General features: G+C 44.9%; 17 protein-coding genes. 8 read left to right on the top strand and 9 right to left on the bottom strand.

The annotated features are described in order from the left end of the window. From ACZ5DR_RS12610 to ACZ5DR_RS12590, 5 genes are all read right to left on the bottom strand, one after another. On the bottom strand, positions 1 to 1,434 hold the full coding sequence (locus tag ACZ5DR_RS12610; protein ID WP_377369852.1) for a protein kinase domain-containing protein: 1,434 nt from the start codon (positions 1,432 to 1,434) through the stop codon (positions 1 to 3). Between the two features lie 3 nt (positions 1,435 to 1,437). Beyond that, positions 1,438 to 2,055 carry a protein phosphatase 2C domain-containing protein gene (locus ACZ5DR_RS12605; RefSeq protein ID WP_464543628.1) on the bottom strand — a complete coding sequence of 206 codons (618 nt, stop codon included), beginning with the start codon at positions 2,053 to 2,055 and terminating at the stop codon, positions 1,438 to 1,440. Between the two features lie 80 nt (positions 2,056 to 2,135). Then, positions 2,136 to 2,834: a vWA domain-containing protein gene (locus ACZ5DR_RS12600; protein WP_377369848.1), complete on the bottom strand. Its 699-nt coding sequence runs from the start codon at positions 2,832 to 2,834 to the stop codon at positions 2,136 to 2,138. A 117-nt stretch (positions 2,835 to 2,951) separates the two neighbouring features. Further along, positions 2,952 to 4,442: a sigma 54-interacting transcriptional regulator gene (locus ACZ5DR_RS12595; RefSeq protein WP_377369846.1), complete on the bottom strand. Its 1,491-nt coding sequence runs from the start codon at positions 4,440 to 4,442 to the stop codon at positions 2,952 to 2,954. Between the two features lie 235 nt (positions 4,443 to 4,677). Beyond that, positions 4,678 to 5,601 (bottom strand): LysR family transcriptional regulator, encoded by a 924-nt coding sequence (locus ACZ5DR_RS12590; protein WP_377369844.1) that lies wholly within the window; start codon positions 5,599 to 5,601, stop codon positions 4,678 to 4,680. A gap of 124 nt (positions 5,602 to 5,725) precedes the next feature. On the opposite strand from ACZ5DR_RS12590, the gene ACZ5DR_RS12585 reads away from it, so the two are divergent. The 7 genes from ACZ5DR_RS12585 to ACZ5DR_RS12555 all read left to right on the top strand — a co-directional run bounded on the left by ACZ5DR_RS12585 (position 5,726) and on the right by ACZ5DR_RS12555 (position 14,652). Beyond that, positions 5,726 to 7,606 (top strand): ABC transporter ATP-binding protein, encoded by a 1,881-nt coding sequence (locus tag ACZ5DR_RS12585; RefSeq protein WP_377369842.1) that lies wholly within the window; start codon positions 5,726 to 5,728, stop codon positions 7,604 to 7,606. Between the two features lie 38 nt (positions 7,607 to 7,644). Continuing rightward, the gene (locus ACZ5DR_RS12580; protein ID WP_377369840.1) at positions 7,645 to 9,159 is read left to right on the top strand and encodes an ABC transporter substrate-binding protein; all 1,515 of its coding nucleotides are present in this window, start codon (positions 7,645 to 7,647) and stop codon (positions 9,157 to 9,159) included. Positions 9,160 to 9,268: 109 nt separating this feature from the next. Next, positions 9,269 to 10,195, top strand: a complete 927-nt coding sequence (locus ACZ5DR_RS12575; protein ID WP_377369838.1) for an ABC transporter permease — start codon at positions 9,269 to 9,271, stop codon at positions 10,193 to 10,195. 1 nt (position 10,196) lies between these two features. Then, positions 10,197 to 11,048: an ABC transporter permease gene (locus ACZ5DR_RS12570; protein ID WP_377369836.1), complete on the top strand. Its 852-nt coding sequence runs from the start codon at positions 10,197 to 10,199 to the stop codon at positions 11,046 to 11,048. Further along, positions 11,045 to 12,811, top strand: coding sequence for a M14 family metallopeptidase (locus ACZ5DR_RS12565; RefSeq protein WP_377369835.1), 1,767 nt, complete (start codon positions 11,045 to 11,047; stop codon positions 12,809 to 12,811). The genes ACZ5DR_RS12570 and ACZ5DR_RS12565 overlap by 4 nt, the downstream gene beginning before the upstream one ends. A 281-nt stretch (positions 12,812 to 13,092) precedes the next feature. Continuing rightward, the gene (locus tag ACZ5DR_RS12560; RefSeq protein WP_377369833.1) at positions 13,093 to 13,869 is read left to right on the top strand and encodes a hypothetical protein; all 777 of its coding nucleotides are present in this window, start codon (positions 13,093 to 13,095) and stop codon (positions 13,867 to 13,869) included. 36 nt (positions 13,870 to 13,905) lie between these two features. Further along, positions 13,906 to 14,652 (top strand): hypothetical protein, encoded by a 747-nt coding sequence (locus ACZ5DR_RS12555; protein ID WP_377369831.1) that lies wholly within the window; start codon positions 13,906 to 13,908, stop codon positions 14,650 to 14,652. Between the two features lie 231 nt (positions 14,653 to 14,883). Here ACZ5DR_RS12555 and ACZ5DR_RS12550 read toward each other — a convergent pair whose 3' ends face one another. From ACZ5DR_RS12550 to ACZ5DR_RS12535, 4 genes are all read right to left on the bottom strand, one after another. Beyond that, positions 14,884 to 15,054, bottom strand: a complete 171-nt coding sequence (locus tag ACZ5DR_RS12550; protein WP_377369830.1) for a hypothetical protein — start codon at positions 15,052 to 15,054, stop codon at positions 14,884 to 14,886. 54 nt (positions 15,055 to 15,108) lie between these two features. Beyond that, complete coding sequence (locus ACZ5DR_RS12545) at positions 15,109 to 15,414, bottom strand: hypothetical protein (protein WP_377369828.1); 306 nt, start codon at positions 15,412 to 15,414, stop codon at positions 15,109 to 15,111. A gap of 62 nt (positions 15,415 to 15,476) precedes the next feature. Then, complete coding sequence (locus tag ACZ5DR_RS12540; RefSeq protein ID WP_377369826.1) at positions 15,477 to 15,839, bottom strand: hypothetical protein; 363 nt, start codon at positions 15,837 to 15,839, stop codon at positions 15,477 to 15,479. Between the two features lie 25 nt (positions 15,840 to 15,864). Then, a complete protein-coding gene (locus ACZ5DR_RS12535) occupies positions 15,865 to 16,092 on the bottom strand; it encodes a helix-turn-helix domain-containing protein (RefSeq protein ID WP_377369824.1) in 228 nt (75 codons plus the stop codon). A 132-nt stretch (positions 16,093 to 16,224) separates the two neighbouring features. On the opposite strand from ACZ5DR_RS12535, the gene ACZ5DR_RS12530 reads away from it, so the two are divergent. Next, positions 16,225 to 16,440, top strand: coding sequence for a hypothetical protein (locus tag ACZ5DR_RS12530; protein WP_115466102.1), 216 nt, complete (start codon positions 16,225 to 16,227; stop codon positions 16,438 to 16,440). Position 16,441 lies beyond the last annotated feature (1 nt).

Genomic DNA, 16,441 nt, shown 5'->3' with positions numbered 1-16,441 from the left:
TCACCACCGAAATTGCCAAAAAACGTGGGTTTCTGCCGGGCTGTCCAGGTGAATGCAGTAAGGCTCCTGGTTCTTTCCACGGGTTTCTGATTTCAGAGGGATCTTTTTTCTGAACTCTTTCATGTTGTCGTCACCACGGGAAATGTGTAGAGGATCAACAGGCGTGATAACCAGCTTCGTTTCTGAATATTCAATCTGAATATGGTCGCTGGGAACTCTGTCGTAACTGAAAGACGGCATCAGGCGTTTCAGTTCTTTCTGGTCACCGGGTTGCAGGCAAACCCTCCTTCCTGTGGCAATCTGGTTACCATCCAGCTCCGGGTATTTATCCTGCTTTTCGGTTTCTGAAACCCTGATGAACTCCTCGAACAATACCAGTTTCGGGTCGACCGGTGAGTCACAGAAGAAACAGCAGACGTCATCCATACACTCAGTGTCAGAAGGCAGTATCGTTTGGCCGTTGCACTCCTTGCACTTAAACAAGTGCTCATCGACTTCTGTCAATGCTTCCAGCCATTCCGCCATGGATGGGCGTGACAACGGGGTTTCTTTACCTACGCCGAAGGTTTGTTGGAATAACTCCGGCAGTTTGCTGTTGTCGATCAGTTGAATCGGCAGATTGGTGAAGCACTCGTTATCCGGGTTGTCTGGATCATTGATCCAGGGATGCTTACCACGAAGCGCTTCGTCTTCTATCTCGGGTTCGCCGTCGTTGATCATTTCGCCCTTTAACGGATGGTTATGGGTGAGCAACTGATAAGCAATGACTGCAAAGCTCCAGCAGTCTGTCAGGCTGGATAGCATGGCCTCGCCACGAACGACTTCCGGGGCACCGTAATCCGGCGTATGTACGGTTAAACTCGAGTGGGATTCATAGCTGATGTTGTCGCAGTCAATCAGCCAGGTTTCGGCATGGTTCGGGTCGTCTGAAACAAAGATATTATCGGGAGAAATATCACCGTACAGCATGCCACGGCTATGCAGTTGGTTAAGAGTCCGGGCCAGTTGGCAAAGGATACGAATGCGACGACGTAAGCCGCCCTGATCCAGATAGTTCTGAATATGAGGGGCCGGGTTCTCTTCCGTTGCGTTATCATTGGCCTGGATAAAGCTATCAAGGATGGATTTTAATGGGACCAGACCATCCATCAACTCCATGGCGTAGGCCATGCGCGGCTCTTTCATCAATGTCAAAGGCCGCGCCAGTTTCAGATCGGCGATGTCCTGTCGTATCAGCCATTCAATATGGCCGCGCCATTTCTTCTTCGCAGTCTCATCTTTATTTGTGAAGCCTTTGATGAGTACTTGAGGCCGGTCGGTGGTGAAAACCACACCCTGACCGCCTTCAGCCAGTTTTTCTTTGAGCTCGTACTTCATGCCCCGCACATCTTCCAGTGGCGGTAGCTTCTTCTTTTTACTGCCTGGGTTACTCATGATCTATTCAGTCCTGAATATGCCTGCAATGCTTTTGTCATCCCCGTGTCTTGGGGTGGTCCATTCGTTCAGCTCTTTGGTCAGCCAGCGTTTGCAGCGGCGTTTGTTACTGCGCTTTAACTGCTGAAAAATCGCATCAAAAAAACCTTCCAGGTGCTCTGGAATCAAGTCATCTGATATGCCATCAGTCATCAGCAGTACGCCGTCACCAGGCTGGGCCAGAGTGAACTCAACGCTCGTCCAGTCATGATCTTTGGCCTTGGAGAGTGTTTGTGTCTGATTGCCAAAGCCATCTCTCAAGGAGGTAACCACTCTGAGCTGCCCCTGGCTCTTGATAAGCAGTAATCCATCCCCCACCTGGGCGGCCATGCCACTTCCAGCTGGAGTGACAGAGGCCCAGAGGCAAGTGGTCTCAAACGCTGAGTGACTATCGCCAAAGTGGCTTAGCCAGAATTGCTGTATCTGTTGGCTGATCTGCAACGGTGTTGAATTGAAACCAGCCTGCAGCTCTAGCGAGCGTTGAACACTCTGGACGCAGTAACGGGAGCCTATGTAGCTCAGTGGTCGACTGCCCAGTCCGTCGGCAACAGAAATACACCAGCCCTTTTGGATGCCGCGCACGAGCACGGCATCCTGGTTAGGAATGTGTTCGAAGAGGTGAGCCGGGCCGATTACTGAGCTACCGGTTGCAGCCAGTTTCATCAGAAGTCTAGCTCTTCGTATTCATCATCTTCGTTTTCCAAGCTGACAGAAGTCGCTGGAATCACTAGAGGGGTAACTTGATTCGGCGTGGTTGAACGACTTCTCGTAGTTACACTCATAGTGACAGCCTTAAAGAAGCGATGAATATCCCGTGCATTTTCTGCTTTGAAAACTGGTGCTTCAATGTCATTAGCAAAATCGTTTAATAATGAAATATCTGCATCAGCACCAATGCCCATAGCAAAACGGGTTGCTTTACTTGAGCGCTCTCCGCTCAGTAATTGTTCAAATGGAGCTTTAATATCATCTGTAGGATGACCATCAGATACTAAAATAATCACTGGTTTATAGGCACGAGAAGGAATTTTATCGATATCTTCAATTAGTTTTGATACCAATTCAAAAGCTGCGCCCATCGGAGTCCCCCCCATTGCAGGTAAAGGCTCGAAAGACTCTATTTTATGAGCAGCTATAAGAGGAAGGTGAACTTCTGCGTTACCACCAAATGTTATTAAGGAAACCTGCAACTCGGCACGCAAACGACTTTCACCAGAAAATGTACTAATCATGTCTTTCAGCGCAGAATTAAGCGCTTCAATTTTTCCATTAACGGACATGCTTCCACTGGTATCAGCCATTACAATTACAGGTAAAGGGCGGGCAGTCTGAGTTTGGAATTGTTTTAGGCTATGAGCCATAGTTTTTCTATCCTTGTCTTAAATTAAAACAGTAGCGTCTCGATAAGAAAGTTATCTAAATTAATTCACCTAATAACTTAATATACGGAGAGGTTAGCTATATCCATGCCAAGATTCTTAGTTATCTATTTTCACCCTATGTTTTTCAATCCAATTATTTAATGTTTGATAGTTTTTTAGGCCCAAAAGCTTAGCTGCATCGGACTTATTGCCTTGGGATGCTAACAGTGCTCTCGGCACATAGTGACCTACCAACTCCGAAATAATATCTTGTATATCAACACCTTGAGACACATCCCTATCTAGCAGGCCATCTTGTTTTTGTGGCCGATGGAAAAATGCTTGCTGCATTTCCTCACCACTAATGAGTTCATCACTACTCCATAGTGATGCTCGTAGTATCGTAGAGCGTAGTTCGCGAATGTTGCCAGGCCAGAGATGCAGTAGGATAAGATTTTTTGCATCAACAGAAAGTTTTTTATCTTCGAGCGCTTTATCTTGTTTTGCTAGGCCTGCAAGCAGCGTTTCAGAGAGATGCAGTAGATCTCCTTCACGACTTCGTAAAGGAGGCAGTGTTAGCACGCCAACCGCTACACGATAAAATAAGTCTTCTCGAAACCCCCCATTGGCGATGTCTTCGATAAGATTTCGATGTGTCGCAGTAATAATTCTGACATCAACGGATTCTTCTTTTTGAGAGCCTACTGGCGTGACTAAGCCCTCTTGTATCGCGCGAAGTAAACGCACTTGAGCAGCTGTTGTTAATTCACCAAATTCATCCAAGAATAACGTACCACCATGGGCTTGCTGAAAAACACCCGCTCTATCTGAGGCTGCCCCCGTAAACGCTCCTTTTTTATGGCCGAAAAGCGTCGTATCGATTAATTCTGGCGGTATTGCTCCGCAGTTCAATGCGATAAAGGGCTGATTAGCACGCCGACTAACGTTATGTATAGCTCTGGCAAATAGCTCTTTGCCGGTACCCGTTTCACCTTGAATCAAGACTGGCACTTCACGTTCTGCCAAAATCTGCGCCTGTTTCTTAAGGCGCAACATATTAGGGTCTTGTGTGATGATGTCATCAAATGCAGCATGAACGAGTGCTTGGTCATTGATCAGATTCGCTAAATGTTGGTCATTCACTGACACCGCACTAGGAATGTATTCAGCAGCAATATTGAACGGAATCTCGACCTGCTCAACCCCTTGCTCACGACTAGATTGATAAAAGGTCACCGGGTACTTAGTTTTACCTAGTAATATCCATACCGCCTGCATTGCTGGCGTGCCAGGCGAAAGTAAAATCGAGAGATTTGATTGGTCAGAGTGAAGACGCTGGAGATGTCGGTCAGCCACTTGGTAAATGCTGGTAAAATCTATTGGCGAATTGAGCGGCTCATGGTGAGATTCAATCGAAGGTGCAGAGTCCCTTAAACGTTCAACTAGCCAGGACTTATACTTTCGAAGTTCACTCGATGAATAAGAACTTAAAAGAACGACCCTGCTAAACTGGAAGGCCTTCAGGGTACTTAGAACTGGGCCTTGATCAGTACAGGTAATTGCTTCAAGGTCACGCTTACCTACCCAGGTTAGTAAAACTGCTTCCATACACCCCACTTTAAGTTTTTCCCTGCAACTACCAACAATCCAATAACCAATAAAACCTATCACAAGCTTCAGTAATAAGAAATCACCGGGACTATATAGATACGGTATCGAACCGCTACATTTTAGCTAGCCAATTTAAACAGTATTCAATTTAGAATGCTTGCTAATTAAAAATACAGTTAATTAAAGTAGCGTATTACTACTTATATATTTCTTCGACAGAAGTGCTTGGTTATCATTTTTTGGTTTCACTCTCTACTAAACCAAACTCAGGCATTTCTTGCGCAGCATGTAATATTGACTCAGTAAATCGTGAAAGTGACGCATGGGGTCTAGTATTTGTTGGATACGATATTCCATAAGGGTAGTAAATTGCTGGCTCAAATGGTCGGGTGATTACGCCATTAGCCTTCCATACATTTGCTGCAAACGGCTCGACTACTGCGACCGCAAGACCTGCAGCAATCATCGAATATCCTGTATGAGAAGTGTCAATCATAATCGCTTGGTTGAGCTTATCTTTTACCGAGCTCAGTACCCCACCCAACTCACTCCAGTAAACTGGTGAGCTGTCTACAACCTTAAGAACAGACTCTCCAATTAAGTCTTCCGCACAGATAACCTTTTTCTTTGCCAATGGATGATCATATCGCGCAGCAAAAACAAAACGAACTTTGCCGATAGATCGCCTATCGATCCCCGTTAGTGATGGAAGCTCCAGCCCTACCGCGGCATCGACCTGATTACTTTGCAGTTTTGCCACCAATTCAGACATACCATCGGTGTGAATAGTAATCCGTTCGACCGGGTAATATTTTAGATGTTCTTTAAGCGCCATAGGCAGTAAGGTCGTGGCAATGGCCGATGTACTGGCAATTTTTAACTCAGTAGGCGCCTTCGCACGTATTTTTCCTGCCACAACTTCCAGTTTTTCAAGCCCTAGAAAGCTTTCTTCAACGGAACGAAAAAAGTCTGTGGCCTCTAAAGTAGGCAGTAAACGCCCTTTTTTCCTTTCAAAAAGTCGAAAACCCAAATGATCTTCCAAATCTGCTAGCAACCTACTCACAGCTGGTTGAGAAATATGCATTTCTGCTGCGGCAGCGGCGGTTGTTCCTCGTAGCATGATGAATCGAAACGCTTCTATTTGCCTAAATTTCATTCTCAACCCTTTTCAATAACATTCAGTTATCGACTATGCATTAATATAAGTGGATGTCATTTAATTTAATACACATTATAGAAATCAGTAAAGAATAAGAATGATCACAAGGAGTACTTTGCTATTGCTTAACACTTCACAGCAATCACACCAAGGCTATAAGGAACACATCGTGCCAGAGACTGCCAATACGCCAATTCTGAGCGTGGATAATTTGTCAGTAGAGTTTGACGGTCATCGCGTAATCGAAGATTTAAGCTTCACCGTCGAAGCAGGAAAAACGCTTGCTATTGTTGGTGAGTCTGGATCGGGTAAATCGGTTACCTCTCAATCCATAATGCGCCTAGCTGAAGGCGTTGGCGCTCACTACCCAAGCGGCCATATTTGGTTTGAGTCCGAGAGCTTCGGCACCATCGATTTACTCCAAGCACCATTAAACACTATTCGCAAAGTGCGCGGAAAAGACATCGCCATGATCTTTCAGGAGCCGATGACATCCCTAAACCCGGTATACACCATCGGTGATCAGATTTGTGAATCATTAACGTTACATAAGCAAATCAGCCAAGATGTTGCACGTAAAGAGGCTGTCGAGCTCTTAAAAATGGTGCGACTGCCCGACGCCAGTGAAATGCTTGATCGTTACCCGCATCAATTATCAGGCGGTATGAGGCAGCGTGTCATGATTGCTATGGCGCTAGCATGTCGCCCAAAAATACTGATTGCTGACGAGCCGACCACTGCATTAGATGTCACGATTCAAGCTCAGATTTTGGCGATTCTGAAAGAGCTTCAAAAAGAGCTCAATATGGCCGTGATTTTCATAACTCATGATATGGGCGTGGTTGCAGAGGTAGCAGATGACGTTGTGGTTATGTGGCAAGGTAAGAAAGTCGAGCAAGGCCCTGTAACAACGATTTTCACTGAGTCAAAGCACCCCTACACTCGAGCTTTGCTTTCTGCTGTGCCAAAACTCGGCACCATGGAAGGGCAACCCTACCCTAAGCGCTTCCCCATAACTATCGTTGAAAATAACGAACCAACTGTGATTGGCGAAGAGTGTATTCAGAATACTGCTGATTATGAATCAGAACCTTTATTGTCTGTGCGCAATCTTGTTACTAGATTCGACACTAAAAAGAACTTTTTTGGTAAAGCAACTCATCGAGTCCACGCTGTTGAGCAAGTAAGCTTCGATATCTTCAAAGGCGAAACCCTAGCATTGGTGGGCGAATCAGGATCTGGAAAATCCACGATTGGACGCACCATTCAACAACTTCAGAAAGCCACAAGCGGTGATATCAGCTTTAATGGCAAGTCATTTGACAAGCTATCTAAAAGCGAGCGCAAGAAGCTTCGCCAAGAAATTCAGTACATTTTCCAAGACCCATTAGCCTCTCTTGATCCTAGAAAAACCATTGGCTTTTCCATCGCTGAACCGATCAGAACACATAACCTTATTCAAGGGGAAGGTAACATTCAAAAGCGCGTAACGGAGCTTCTTGAACGAGTGGGATTAACAAAAGACCACGCAAATCGCTATCCGCATCAGTTCTCGGGTGGCCAGCGCCAAAGGATTTGTATCGCCCGAGCACTGGCCTCAAACCCCAAATTAATCATTGCAGATGAAGCGTTGTCTGCACTGGATGTCTCCATCCAAGCACAAATCATCAATCTATTCATGGAACTGCAAGAAGAACACGGGATTTCTTATCTCTTCATTAGCCATGACATGGCAGTAGTTGAAAAGATGAGTCACCGCGTCGCTGTCTTATATCTCGGACAAGTAGCAGAGCTTGGTTCTCGCCAGCAAGTACTGGAAACGCCATCTCATCCTTACACCAAGCGACTTCTAAGCGCTGTACCGGTCGCCGATCCATTTGTGCAGCGCGACTTTAGCAAGATTGAGGGCGAAATCCCCAGCCCTGTTCGGATGGTTGGTGATGAACCAATGATCTTGACTCAGCTGGAAATCGCTCCAGGGCACTTTATTGCCCAGTCATAAAACAACAACACTCATCACAAAAGAACGGAGAATATCTTATGTACAAAGCATCTTTAAAAGCGATGTTACTGAGCGGAAGCTTCGCCTTAGCGCTACCCGCTTTAGCAAGCACGCTGACAGTTTCATCACCGCAAGATCCAGGCAGCTGGGACCCAGTAGACACCTTCTTGGTAAACTGGTCTTCGGTAGCGACCAACATCTATGACGGTCTCACCTACCGCGCCCCTGACCTGACGCTACAACCTGGACTAGCAACGTCATGGGAGCAATTGGATGAAGGCAGCAGAATCCGCTTTCACCTGCGTGAAAATGTAACCTTCCATAACGGCGAATCATTTAACGCAGAATCCGTTAAATTTACTTTTGATCGGCTTATGGGCGAAGAAGGTAAAAAGGGACCTCAACGTTCTAACTATGCTGCGATCCAGTCTGTTGAAGTGATCGACCCTCTAACGGTTGATTTTCATCTAAACGCCCCTGATCCTGTTTTATTAACTAAATTGGCAGGCTACGGTGCGATGATTGTGCCGCCGAACTACATAAAAGAGTACGGCGAAGAGTTTTTCAACACGCATCCTGTTGGTACTGGTCCATTTAAATTTGAGACCTACGAGCCAAAAGTGCGCATCGATCTAAGTGCTTACGAGAATCACTGGGGCGGTGCTCCAAAGCTTGATCACTTGAACTACCGTTTTATCAGTGAGCCTTCTACTGCAGTCGCCGAATTGCAATCTGGACGTGTTGATTTGGTGATTCCACCGACTATCCCGATCGGCATGATTAGCACCATCGAAGACGATCCAAAGCTAGACGTTGTAACTACAGCAAGTCCAACTGTATTTGCTCTACGCTTTAACACTCGTGATGGAATCACGAAAGACGAACGCGTACGTAAAGCGTTAATTTATGGGGTCGACCGACAAGCAATTATTGATTCCATCCTAGGCGGTCAAGCGGCTCAAATTTCCAGCTTCCAGAGTGATATTTCCTTTGGTAATGACCCGGACATGGCGCCTCTTCCTTATGACCCGAATAAAGCAATGCAGCTATTGAAAGAGGCTGGCGTTAAACCCGGCACAAAACTGCAAATCGACATTCGTGGCAATGACGCAACGTTCAGCGAAGTGGCTCAAGCCGTCGCAAGTTACCTGCAAATCGTAGGCATTAACGCAACGATTAAGCCATACGAAACCAATGTGCTGTTAAATGACATCATTCCGTCTGGTAAAACCGGTGCAATGTTCCAACAAAAATGGGGCGGCTGGACGCTTGATTATGACAACACAGCGTACTTCATGTACCACACTGGCGAAAAGTGGAATCCATACGACAGCGATAGCGCACTAGACGAAATGCTGGAGTCGCAACGCTCCATTACCGATATGTCAAAACGTGAAGAGATCTTACAGTCGATCGCTCGATACACTGCTGATCGAGCGCTTGAGATGCCGCTTTACAGTCAAGATGCCATCTTCGGTATTTCGAAGAAAGTTAAAGACTTTACACCAGTCCCAGATAATCGACTTCGCCTAAATGAGGTCTACGTCGATTAAATACCACCTTGTCTACGGCATTAGTACACGAAGAATGCCGTAGACAACTTTTAAAAAGAACGCCATCAAGCATCACTCGCTTGAGTCATCACTGTTAAAAGGATTAAGTATGGGAAGCTTTTTATTAAAGCGCCTATTTCAAGCAGTCTTTGTACTGCTTGCTATTACTCTAATTGTCGCTTACGCAATACGCCTAACGGGCGACCCAGCATTAATGCTGACACAAGGCGCAGGGAGCGTTACTGAGGCGGATTTACAAATGATTCGCGAATCACTTGGCATCAATAAGCCCTTTGTGGCTCAGTATTTAGAATTTTTGCAAAGCTTGCTTGTTTTGGATTTTGGACGCAGCTTTTTAGGCGGTACCCCTGTATCCACCCTCATAGCTCAATCTCTTCCTGCAACACTTGCACTTGCTACCTGCGTAATGTTTGTTTCAATTGCCATCTCAATTCCATTAGGCATTAAAGCAGCAGTATCAAAAGGCAAATGGGCTGACCAAGTCATCCGTATCGTGTCTCTCATTGGCTTATCATTTCCGAACTTCTGGCTAGCGCTAATGCTGGTCTTAGTGTTCTCAATTTGGCTACAGTGGCTTCCACCTAGCGGCATGACAGACTTCACAAGCTTCATCATGCCGGCGTTCACTATGGCGATCATACTCACCGCAACCAATGTGCGCTTGGTTCGCTCGTCAATGTTAGAAACCTTGCAGTCTCAGTACATCATGGTCGCGCGCGCAAAAGGCCTAAGTGAAAACAAAGTCCTCTACAAACATGCATTGCGCAACTGCGCCATTCCTTTGATTACGTATTTTGGCCTTCAATTTGGTGGTCTCTTAGGCGGCATCGTTGTCATCGAGCGAGTGTTCAACTGGCCTGGCCTTGGCACCTTGGCGTTTGATGCCGTTGGCTCAAGGGATTACCCCGTTCTCCAAGCCGTGATTACCGTACTGTCCATGCTCATCGTCGGAGTAAACCTGTTAGTGGATATTGCTTACGGCCTTATCGACCCTCGAATTCGCACGGAGTCTTAACATGTTGTTTAACCGTTTCAGCAGCAACTTATCAAATTATAAAAGCTTAGAGTTCATACTGGGGTTCCTACTTACTGGCTCTATCTGTCTACTCGTGCTTCTTTCCGATTTTATTTTCCAAGGTGGAGACAAGATCAATCTGAGCGCGCGCCTGTTAGAGCCGTTTAGTAACCCAGACTACCTGCTTGGCACAGATCCTCTGGGCAGAGACATTATGGCACGGGTTATTTCAGGCGGAAAAATCTCTCTACAGGTAGGGTTTTTATCGGTTGCAGGCGCTGTCGTTCTTGGTGTCATCATGGGCTTGATCTCTGGCTATTACCGAGGTTTTTGGGATGTTATTGTGATGCGCTTCGCCGATGTCCAGCTGGCGATGCCCTTTATCCTGCTTGCCATCACATTCATCGCCATCATAGGCGGCGGGCTCACTAATATGATCATTCTGCTGATCATTTCCCAATGGGTGCAGTACGCACGATTGGTTCGAGGCTCGGTCCTGTCTCTTCGTGATAGAGAGTTCATTCAATCCGCAGAAGCGATTGGTGTGAGTCATTTAAATATTCTATTTCGTCACCTCCTGCCGAACCTGATCGGTCCGGTGATTGTGTTAATGACACTGAACGTCGCCAACAACATTTTGCTTGAGAGCAGCCTTACATTCTTGGGCTTGGGCGTTGACCCCTTGACCCCTAGCTGGGGTGGCATGCTCGCTGATGGGCGTACTTATATACAAACCGCGTGGTGGGTGAGCGTTTTCCCAGGACTGGCAATTCTTCTAACTGTACTTGGCTTAAATCTACTCGGTGATTGGCTTCGAGACAGCTTAGACCCAACAGGTAGGACCGCAAAATGAGTATTACTTTCACAAAAACGTTTCAATCTACTGGAAATCATCTTATTGAGCGATTCTCAACTGAAGCCAGCAAAGGACGACTCATTGAGGCTTGGATCTTTGCTGACAGAGAGAAGCGCCAAAGTATCGAAAGAAGCCTTCTAAACGCAGGCATCAAAGCCAAGGTGCGCAGTGCTTACAAGCCACTGCTGCACTTTATGCTTGAGGACTTAAACCTCAATGACAGCAACTTAAAAAAAGTGGAAGTGTTTTATCCTGTTCATCAAAAAGCATCGGATAATAGGTTTCTTCTAGAAGCCTACCCGCTTGCTGCTCTAACAGGAAAAGCAGAAATCGCATTTCATCCAGATAACAGCAGTGACCATCAGTACCGAGTGATACTTCACTCCCGGTCTGGAATGTACACTGAACATAAAGTATTTGCGCCAAATCACACTCACACTGATGTAATAAATCAAGAGCATCTATCCCCTACTGGCTGGTTAAAAGTACACGACGAAAATGGCGAACTCGAGACTGATGAACGACTCGAAACAGACTACGAACAATTATTCAACTGCGTGTTAGAAGTCGTTACTGAGCATAATTGGACAGGTCAAGAGCCATTTTTTGAAACGTTGAGCATTGACGTCGAACTGCCGTGGCCAGACCAGCCAATCGGTTACGAACAAGAAAACATTAGCCTTACAGAGGCCCTTCATGAAGATTTGTACTTCTCTTTGCAAGAATGGTTTAAGGTCAAAGCGGGCTACCAGCCCAAAGACCGTGAAGGACAGCCTGGGCAAATTGTCCCTTCAGTCATTCACTCACATGCAGATGAGTTAACCCTGAAAATGCGCACTCAGCCCTACAATATGTCAGAGAGTGGGCATTTACAGCCAATCGACTCTGCCACCAAGCCACTGAGTACCCACCAAATTGCTCAGGAGCTGGCGCAAATCTCGGGCACAGAGCTTGACGCTCACTCTATCTCAGGAAGAAAGGTAGCCGCTCGTTATCATCATGGCTCGGACATCCCTGTCATGATCAGTGGGGGCCAACACGCAAATGAAACGACAGGAGTCATCGGAGCACTTCGTGGCGCCTTAGAGTTGTCTAAAAAGCAAAATTCTAACTTTGTCATTTCTCCATTAGAAAACCCTGATGGCTATAGTCTTCATCAGACACTCATCAAAGATAACCCTTTCCATATGCATCATGCTGCAAGGTATACCGCGTTAGGAGACGACCTCGAATATCGTAAAAAAGGACCGATGTATGAGAAAGAGATTCGCTTTAAAGCAAGAGAAATAAGTCAGGCTGAACTCCATATTAACCTTCATGGCTACCCTTCTCATGAGTGGGTTAGACCCTTTTCAGGCTATGTTCCATTAGGGTTTGATATGTGGACTATCCCTAAAGGGTTTTTCTTAATATTGCGCCATCACCCTACTGACTTTTGGAGAGAATACACACTCAAGTTCACCGAGCGTTTAACCGAAAAGCTCATGAGCATTCCTGGAGTATCCGAGCTTAACCAAAAGCAAGTGGACCTGTATAACCAGCATGCTGGTATAACTAACTTCGAACTGATCAATGGTTTTCCATGCCTCATCTCTGAGAGCAAAGAAACAGATATTCCTTTGCAACTCATTACAGAGTACCCAGATGAAACCATCTACGGTGAACTATTCATACAGGGTCATGAAGTTCAAAAGCATACCGTGGTATACGCTTATGAAATTCACCAACAACTTATGAGCGAATTAAACCTCCCTTCCTAAGCGCTCTCAAGCACCTCAATGGTCTCCCCCATTGAGGTGCCGTTTAATACATATGGCAATGGATAGCTGTAAGTCCACTTCATCACATCACAAACAATAGTGTAATTGAACCGTTCGAAGGTTCGCTGGCCCAAAGCCGAAAATACGCTGAGATCCGTAATATGTAGGTAAATATACAACTCTTTTTTCTTATTCAGTTGGTATTTGTATGATTTTTGAGCGAAAATAATCTTAATTAATATGTGGCGTATCAGAAATTAGTTTTAGAGGGAGTTACAGGGATGAAATCAGTAAATGTTGACCCGTGGAAGGATGGAAGCGCAAACCTTTCAAGTGCGAAAAAGTCACATCGAAACTCTGACGAACCACATATCCAGCATGCAATAGAAAAAAGCAAAGTCTTAGTGGCTCTAACGCTTGTTTTAACCATCGCTCTTACTGGCGGTGTGGCTGCGTATTTAGCAGGTGGAATACCTCTGGAATATATCGTAGCTTTTATTATTTCTGCTATGTCTCACATCTTTATCTGTGCGTATCCAAACACCAACCTAAGCTCCAAAAAATTGTTTGGTGGTCATATTGGGGCTGTTCTAGCGATGGTTGTTGTATTCGTAAGCCTCAAAAAAGTCGCTCAAGAATTGGGGGCCAACTCTGTTAGTCAAACTCTTGAATCATTTGACTTGGCTGGCTTCGTGTTCGCTTTAGTGCTTGTAACTATTGTATTGAAAGTGGGTATGAAGTTTTCAATTGCTCTTATGAAATGCAAGAGTGTATCAGGCTTCATCGCTATAGCATCAATACAGGCTGTGCTTGCGCTGTTCGGGGGAGAGGATTACTTCGGTGTGACATTCATTTTCACAGCGTATGCAAGTGTTATGGTAGGGATTGGAGAAAAGATTGGTTTATACGCTAATAATCCCAAAACAGTGCTAACGTTTCGATTTGATAACCACTATAAAGATGATCAAGCAACACGATTGAAGGATGAGTATGTAGACCCCTCTTATTCGATGTATTCACATAACATGCATTATCGTTATCGTAATCGCGATCTATAAACAATAGTAACGGCTGCTACTAATTGGTAGCCGCCGTTGAATCCAGAATATCCCTATCTACTAATAAATTTAAGCGAACTCAAAATGGGAATGTTAAAAAGCTTGAAAGGATTTAATAACAAACTAAATAGCGCTTCAACAGCAACTAGCGCGTATGCGGGAATGCTACTTTGGGGGGGATACCTTACTTTGTTTGTAGGAGCTAATACCTTCAATGCTGCTGTAGTCCTATACGCAGGTTTTGGCTTATTTCGTGTTTACACCCCGACTAGTGGGCTTTCTAAACTGGTTGGTAAGATAGGGTTCATTGGTAACGCATTTTTAGTTCTGGTTCTTAGTTTTCTTCTGGCAGCTTTGGAAATCGATAACACTCTTGCTATTGTTGGGGCGCTGTTTGTTGCAATGGTTCTAGGGGTGATTTCAAAGGTGTTTGTGTCTTTTGTGCCTTCATCTACAGCAACTGGTGCGACTCTATGGGGGGTAATTGCTCTATTTTTAACTCCTGTTCTAGGTATCATCTGCCCTTTCAGCTTTTCGATCGCATTGTCTTGGATGAGGATAGCAAACCAAGAAAAAGCTTATGGAAAGCTTCATCCTAATTATGCTAAAAGCAAAGCAAGGATTAAATCAGAGGAATGGAGTCACTACAAAGCAACGCCAAATGTTTCGGTTTCGTCTGAAAGTGACGCTGGTGAAGCGGTATTAAATAAGCGAAATAGGGGAGCTTTTGATTCTGACCATAATATCTACAGCGACTTAAGTTTTGACTTTGGTCCTCGATAGCCAACAATAAGGCAGCTTAAAAAAGGCTTTCGGTTGAAAGCCTTTTTTATGATCTCAATAACTCTCTTTATTGTTTTGAGTCTTCGATTGCCTCACGGTCAGCTTGAAGAATTATTTCATTCACGCCTTCGTCACTTCCATTGTATCCCCTGTCGTAGCTATTGTTCAGCATTGCAATGCTTGCAAAATGGCCATCTTGGAAGGACGAACGTAATTGGCGATTAAATTAGCTTAAACCTTATTTCTTCGACGAAATCTCTTTTCTCCGTTATAAGCTGCTCTCCAACGCAAATATGCTTCATCAAGACCAGTTATTTTCGGCGGAGATTCAAGCGCTGCCACGAAACGATCCATTCCCTTTGCCGTTAGCCTGATCTGTTTATTCAATGCCTTTGAAGTCATTAGTATGCTCCTCTCAACTTAGCTTGAGCTTATTCTGGTTAGCCTTCCTCAATATCAGCCGTAATTAAAATGATGCTCCAAGGAAAATTTCAGATGGCACCCTCGACCTAAAGCTAATTCTTCGATCTGTTTCCATAAGAGCGGCAAGTAAGCTTTGAGAATTTCCGCATGCGATTGGTGGTAATCGTCGTCACAATTTCCGTCTGCCGCTTTAAGCCACTCAGAAGGAGTTAAAAGAGTTAGCCCTTGTTGGAAGTATTCAGGAATAAATTCCCGAATTGATTCTTCACTACCACTAGCGACAAAAAGTGTTGCGCCCTCACCTGTGGCGAAATAATACACAACCCCTACATAAAACATTTTCACTCCTAGACACTTTGTCATAGCACCATAACATCAGTTGAAAGTCTGAAAAGAAGCCCTCATTGAAATCCTCCCAACTCTCGACCATCCACCCACTCGTGAAGGGCTTCGATTCCTCCATTATGGTACGACTTAACAACGTCAGAAGGGGTCAAACCATTGAACGGCGCCAATGGTTCATTGATGAACCATTCCCATGTTGCTTTATCAGAGTTAAACCATGGCCGAACTCGACACAGTAATTTATGGATATCGAGCAATCGAGTATGAGTGAGCTCAAGGCTTTTACTATCTAGCGACTTCAAAGGATTTAATGGTAGGCCGACATGCTGCGCGACCAAATCAACAGAAGTTGGAAACGCCTCAGCCCATCTCTCCAGAAGTTCAGTTCCTAGCTCAGGGGTAGACTCAATTTCAAACATAGTAATAACCCCCATTTAGAGCGCCCTACTTTTCTTCAGGCAAATATTCAGCAATTTCAGACAATGTACACCCAAAATAAGCACATAATTTATCAAGGTTGTCTGTGACAGTGCTGTAGCCTTTTTGATTTGCCATTTTTGACAAGGTAATACGGCTTATCCCTGTCTTCTCAGCAACCTCAACCATCGTAATACGGCGCCCTTCTTGGAACGACTTTTCTGCCAGCATCTCTTTAAGCTTGAATCTTAACAAACCTTACACCATACATATGTATAAATAATTTAACATTAATATCTTGACAGGTACTTTAATGCCTATTAAGCTAATTCTAAATGTTAAATTATTTTAACATTTGAACAAGCATAAATACTAAAGGATCTATATATGAGCACTTACCTTAGCACAGAACAGTTGTCAGAGAGAATCCATTACACTCCACGCACGATCCGCAATGAGCTTTTGGATTCATGTTTATTCGAGGGACGCCATTACATCCGTCCATTCAACCGCCGCAAAATCCTTTTCATCTGGGAGAACATCGAAGCAGATATGGTGAGCCAAGATGATTCTCTAGCTTTGGCATTTACAGAGGAGGCTTAAC

The sequence above is a fragment of the Marinomonas vaga genome (genome assembly GCF_055388305.1).
The sequence above is the reverse complement of the archived record's forward strand: the minus strand, read 5'-3'. Positions and strand labels throughout refer to the sequence as shown.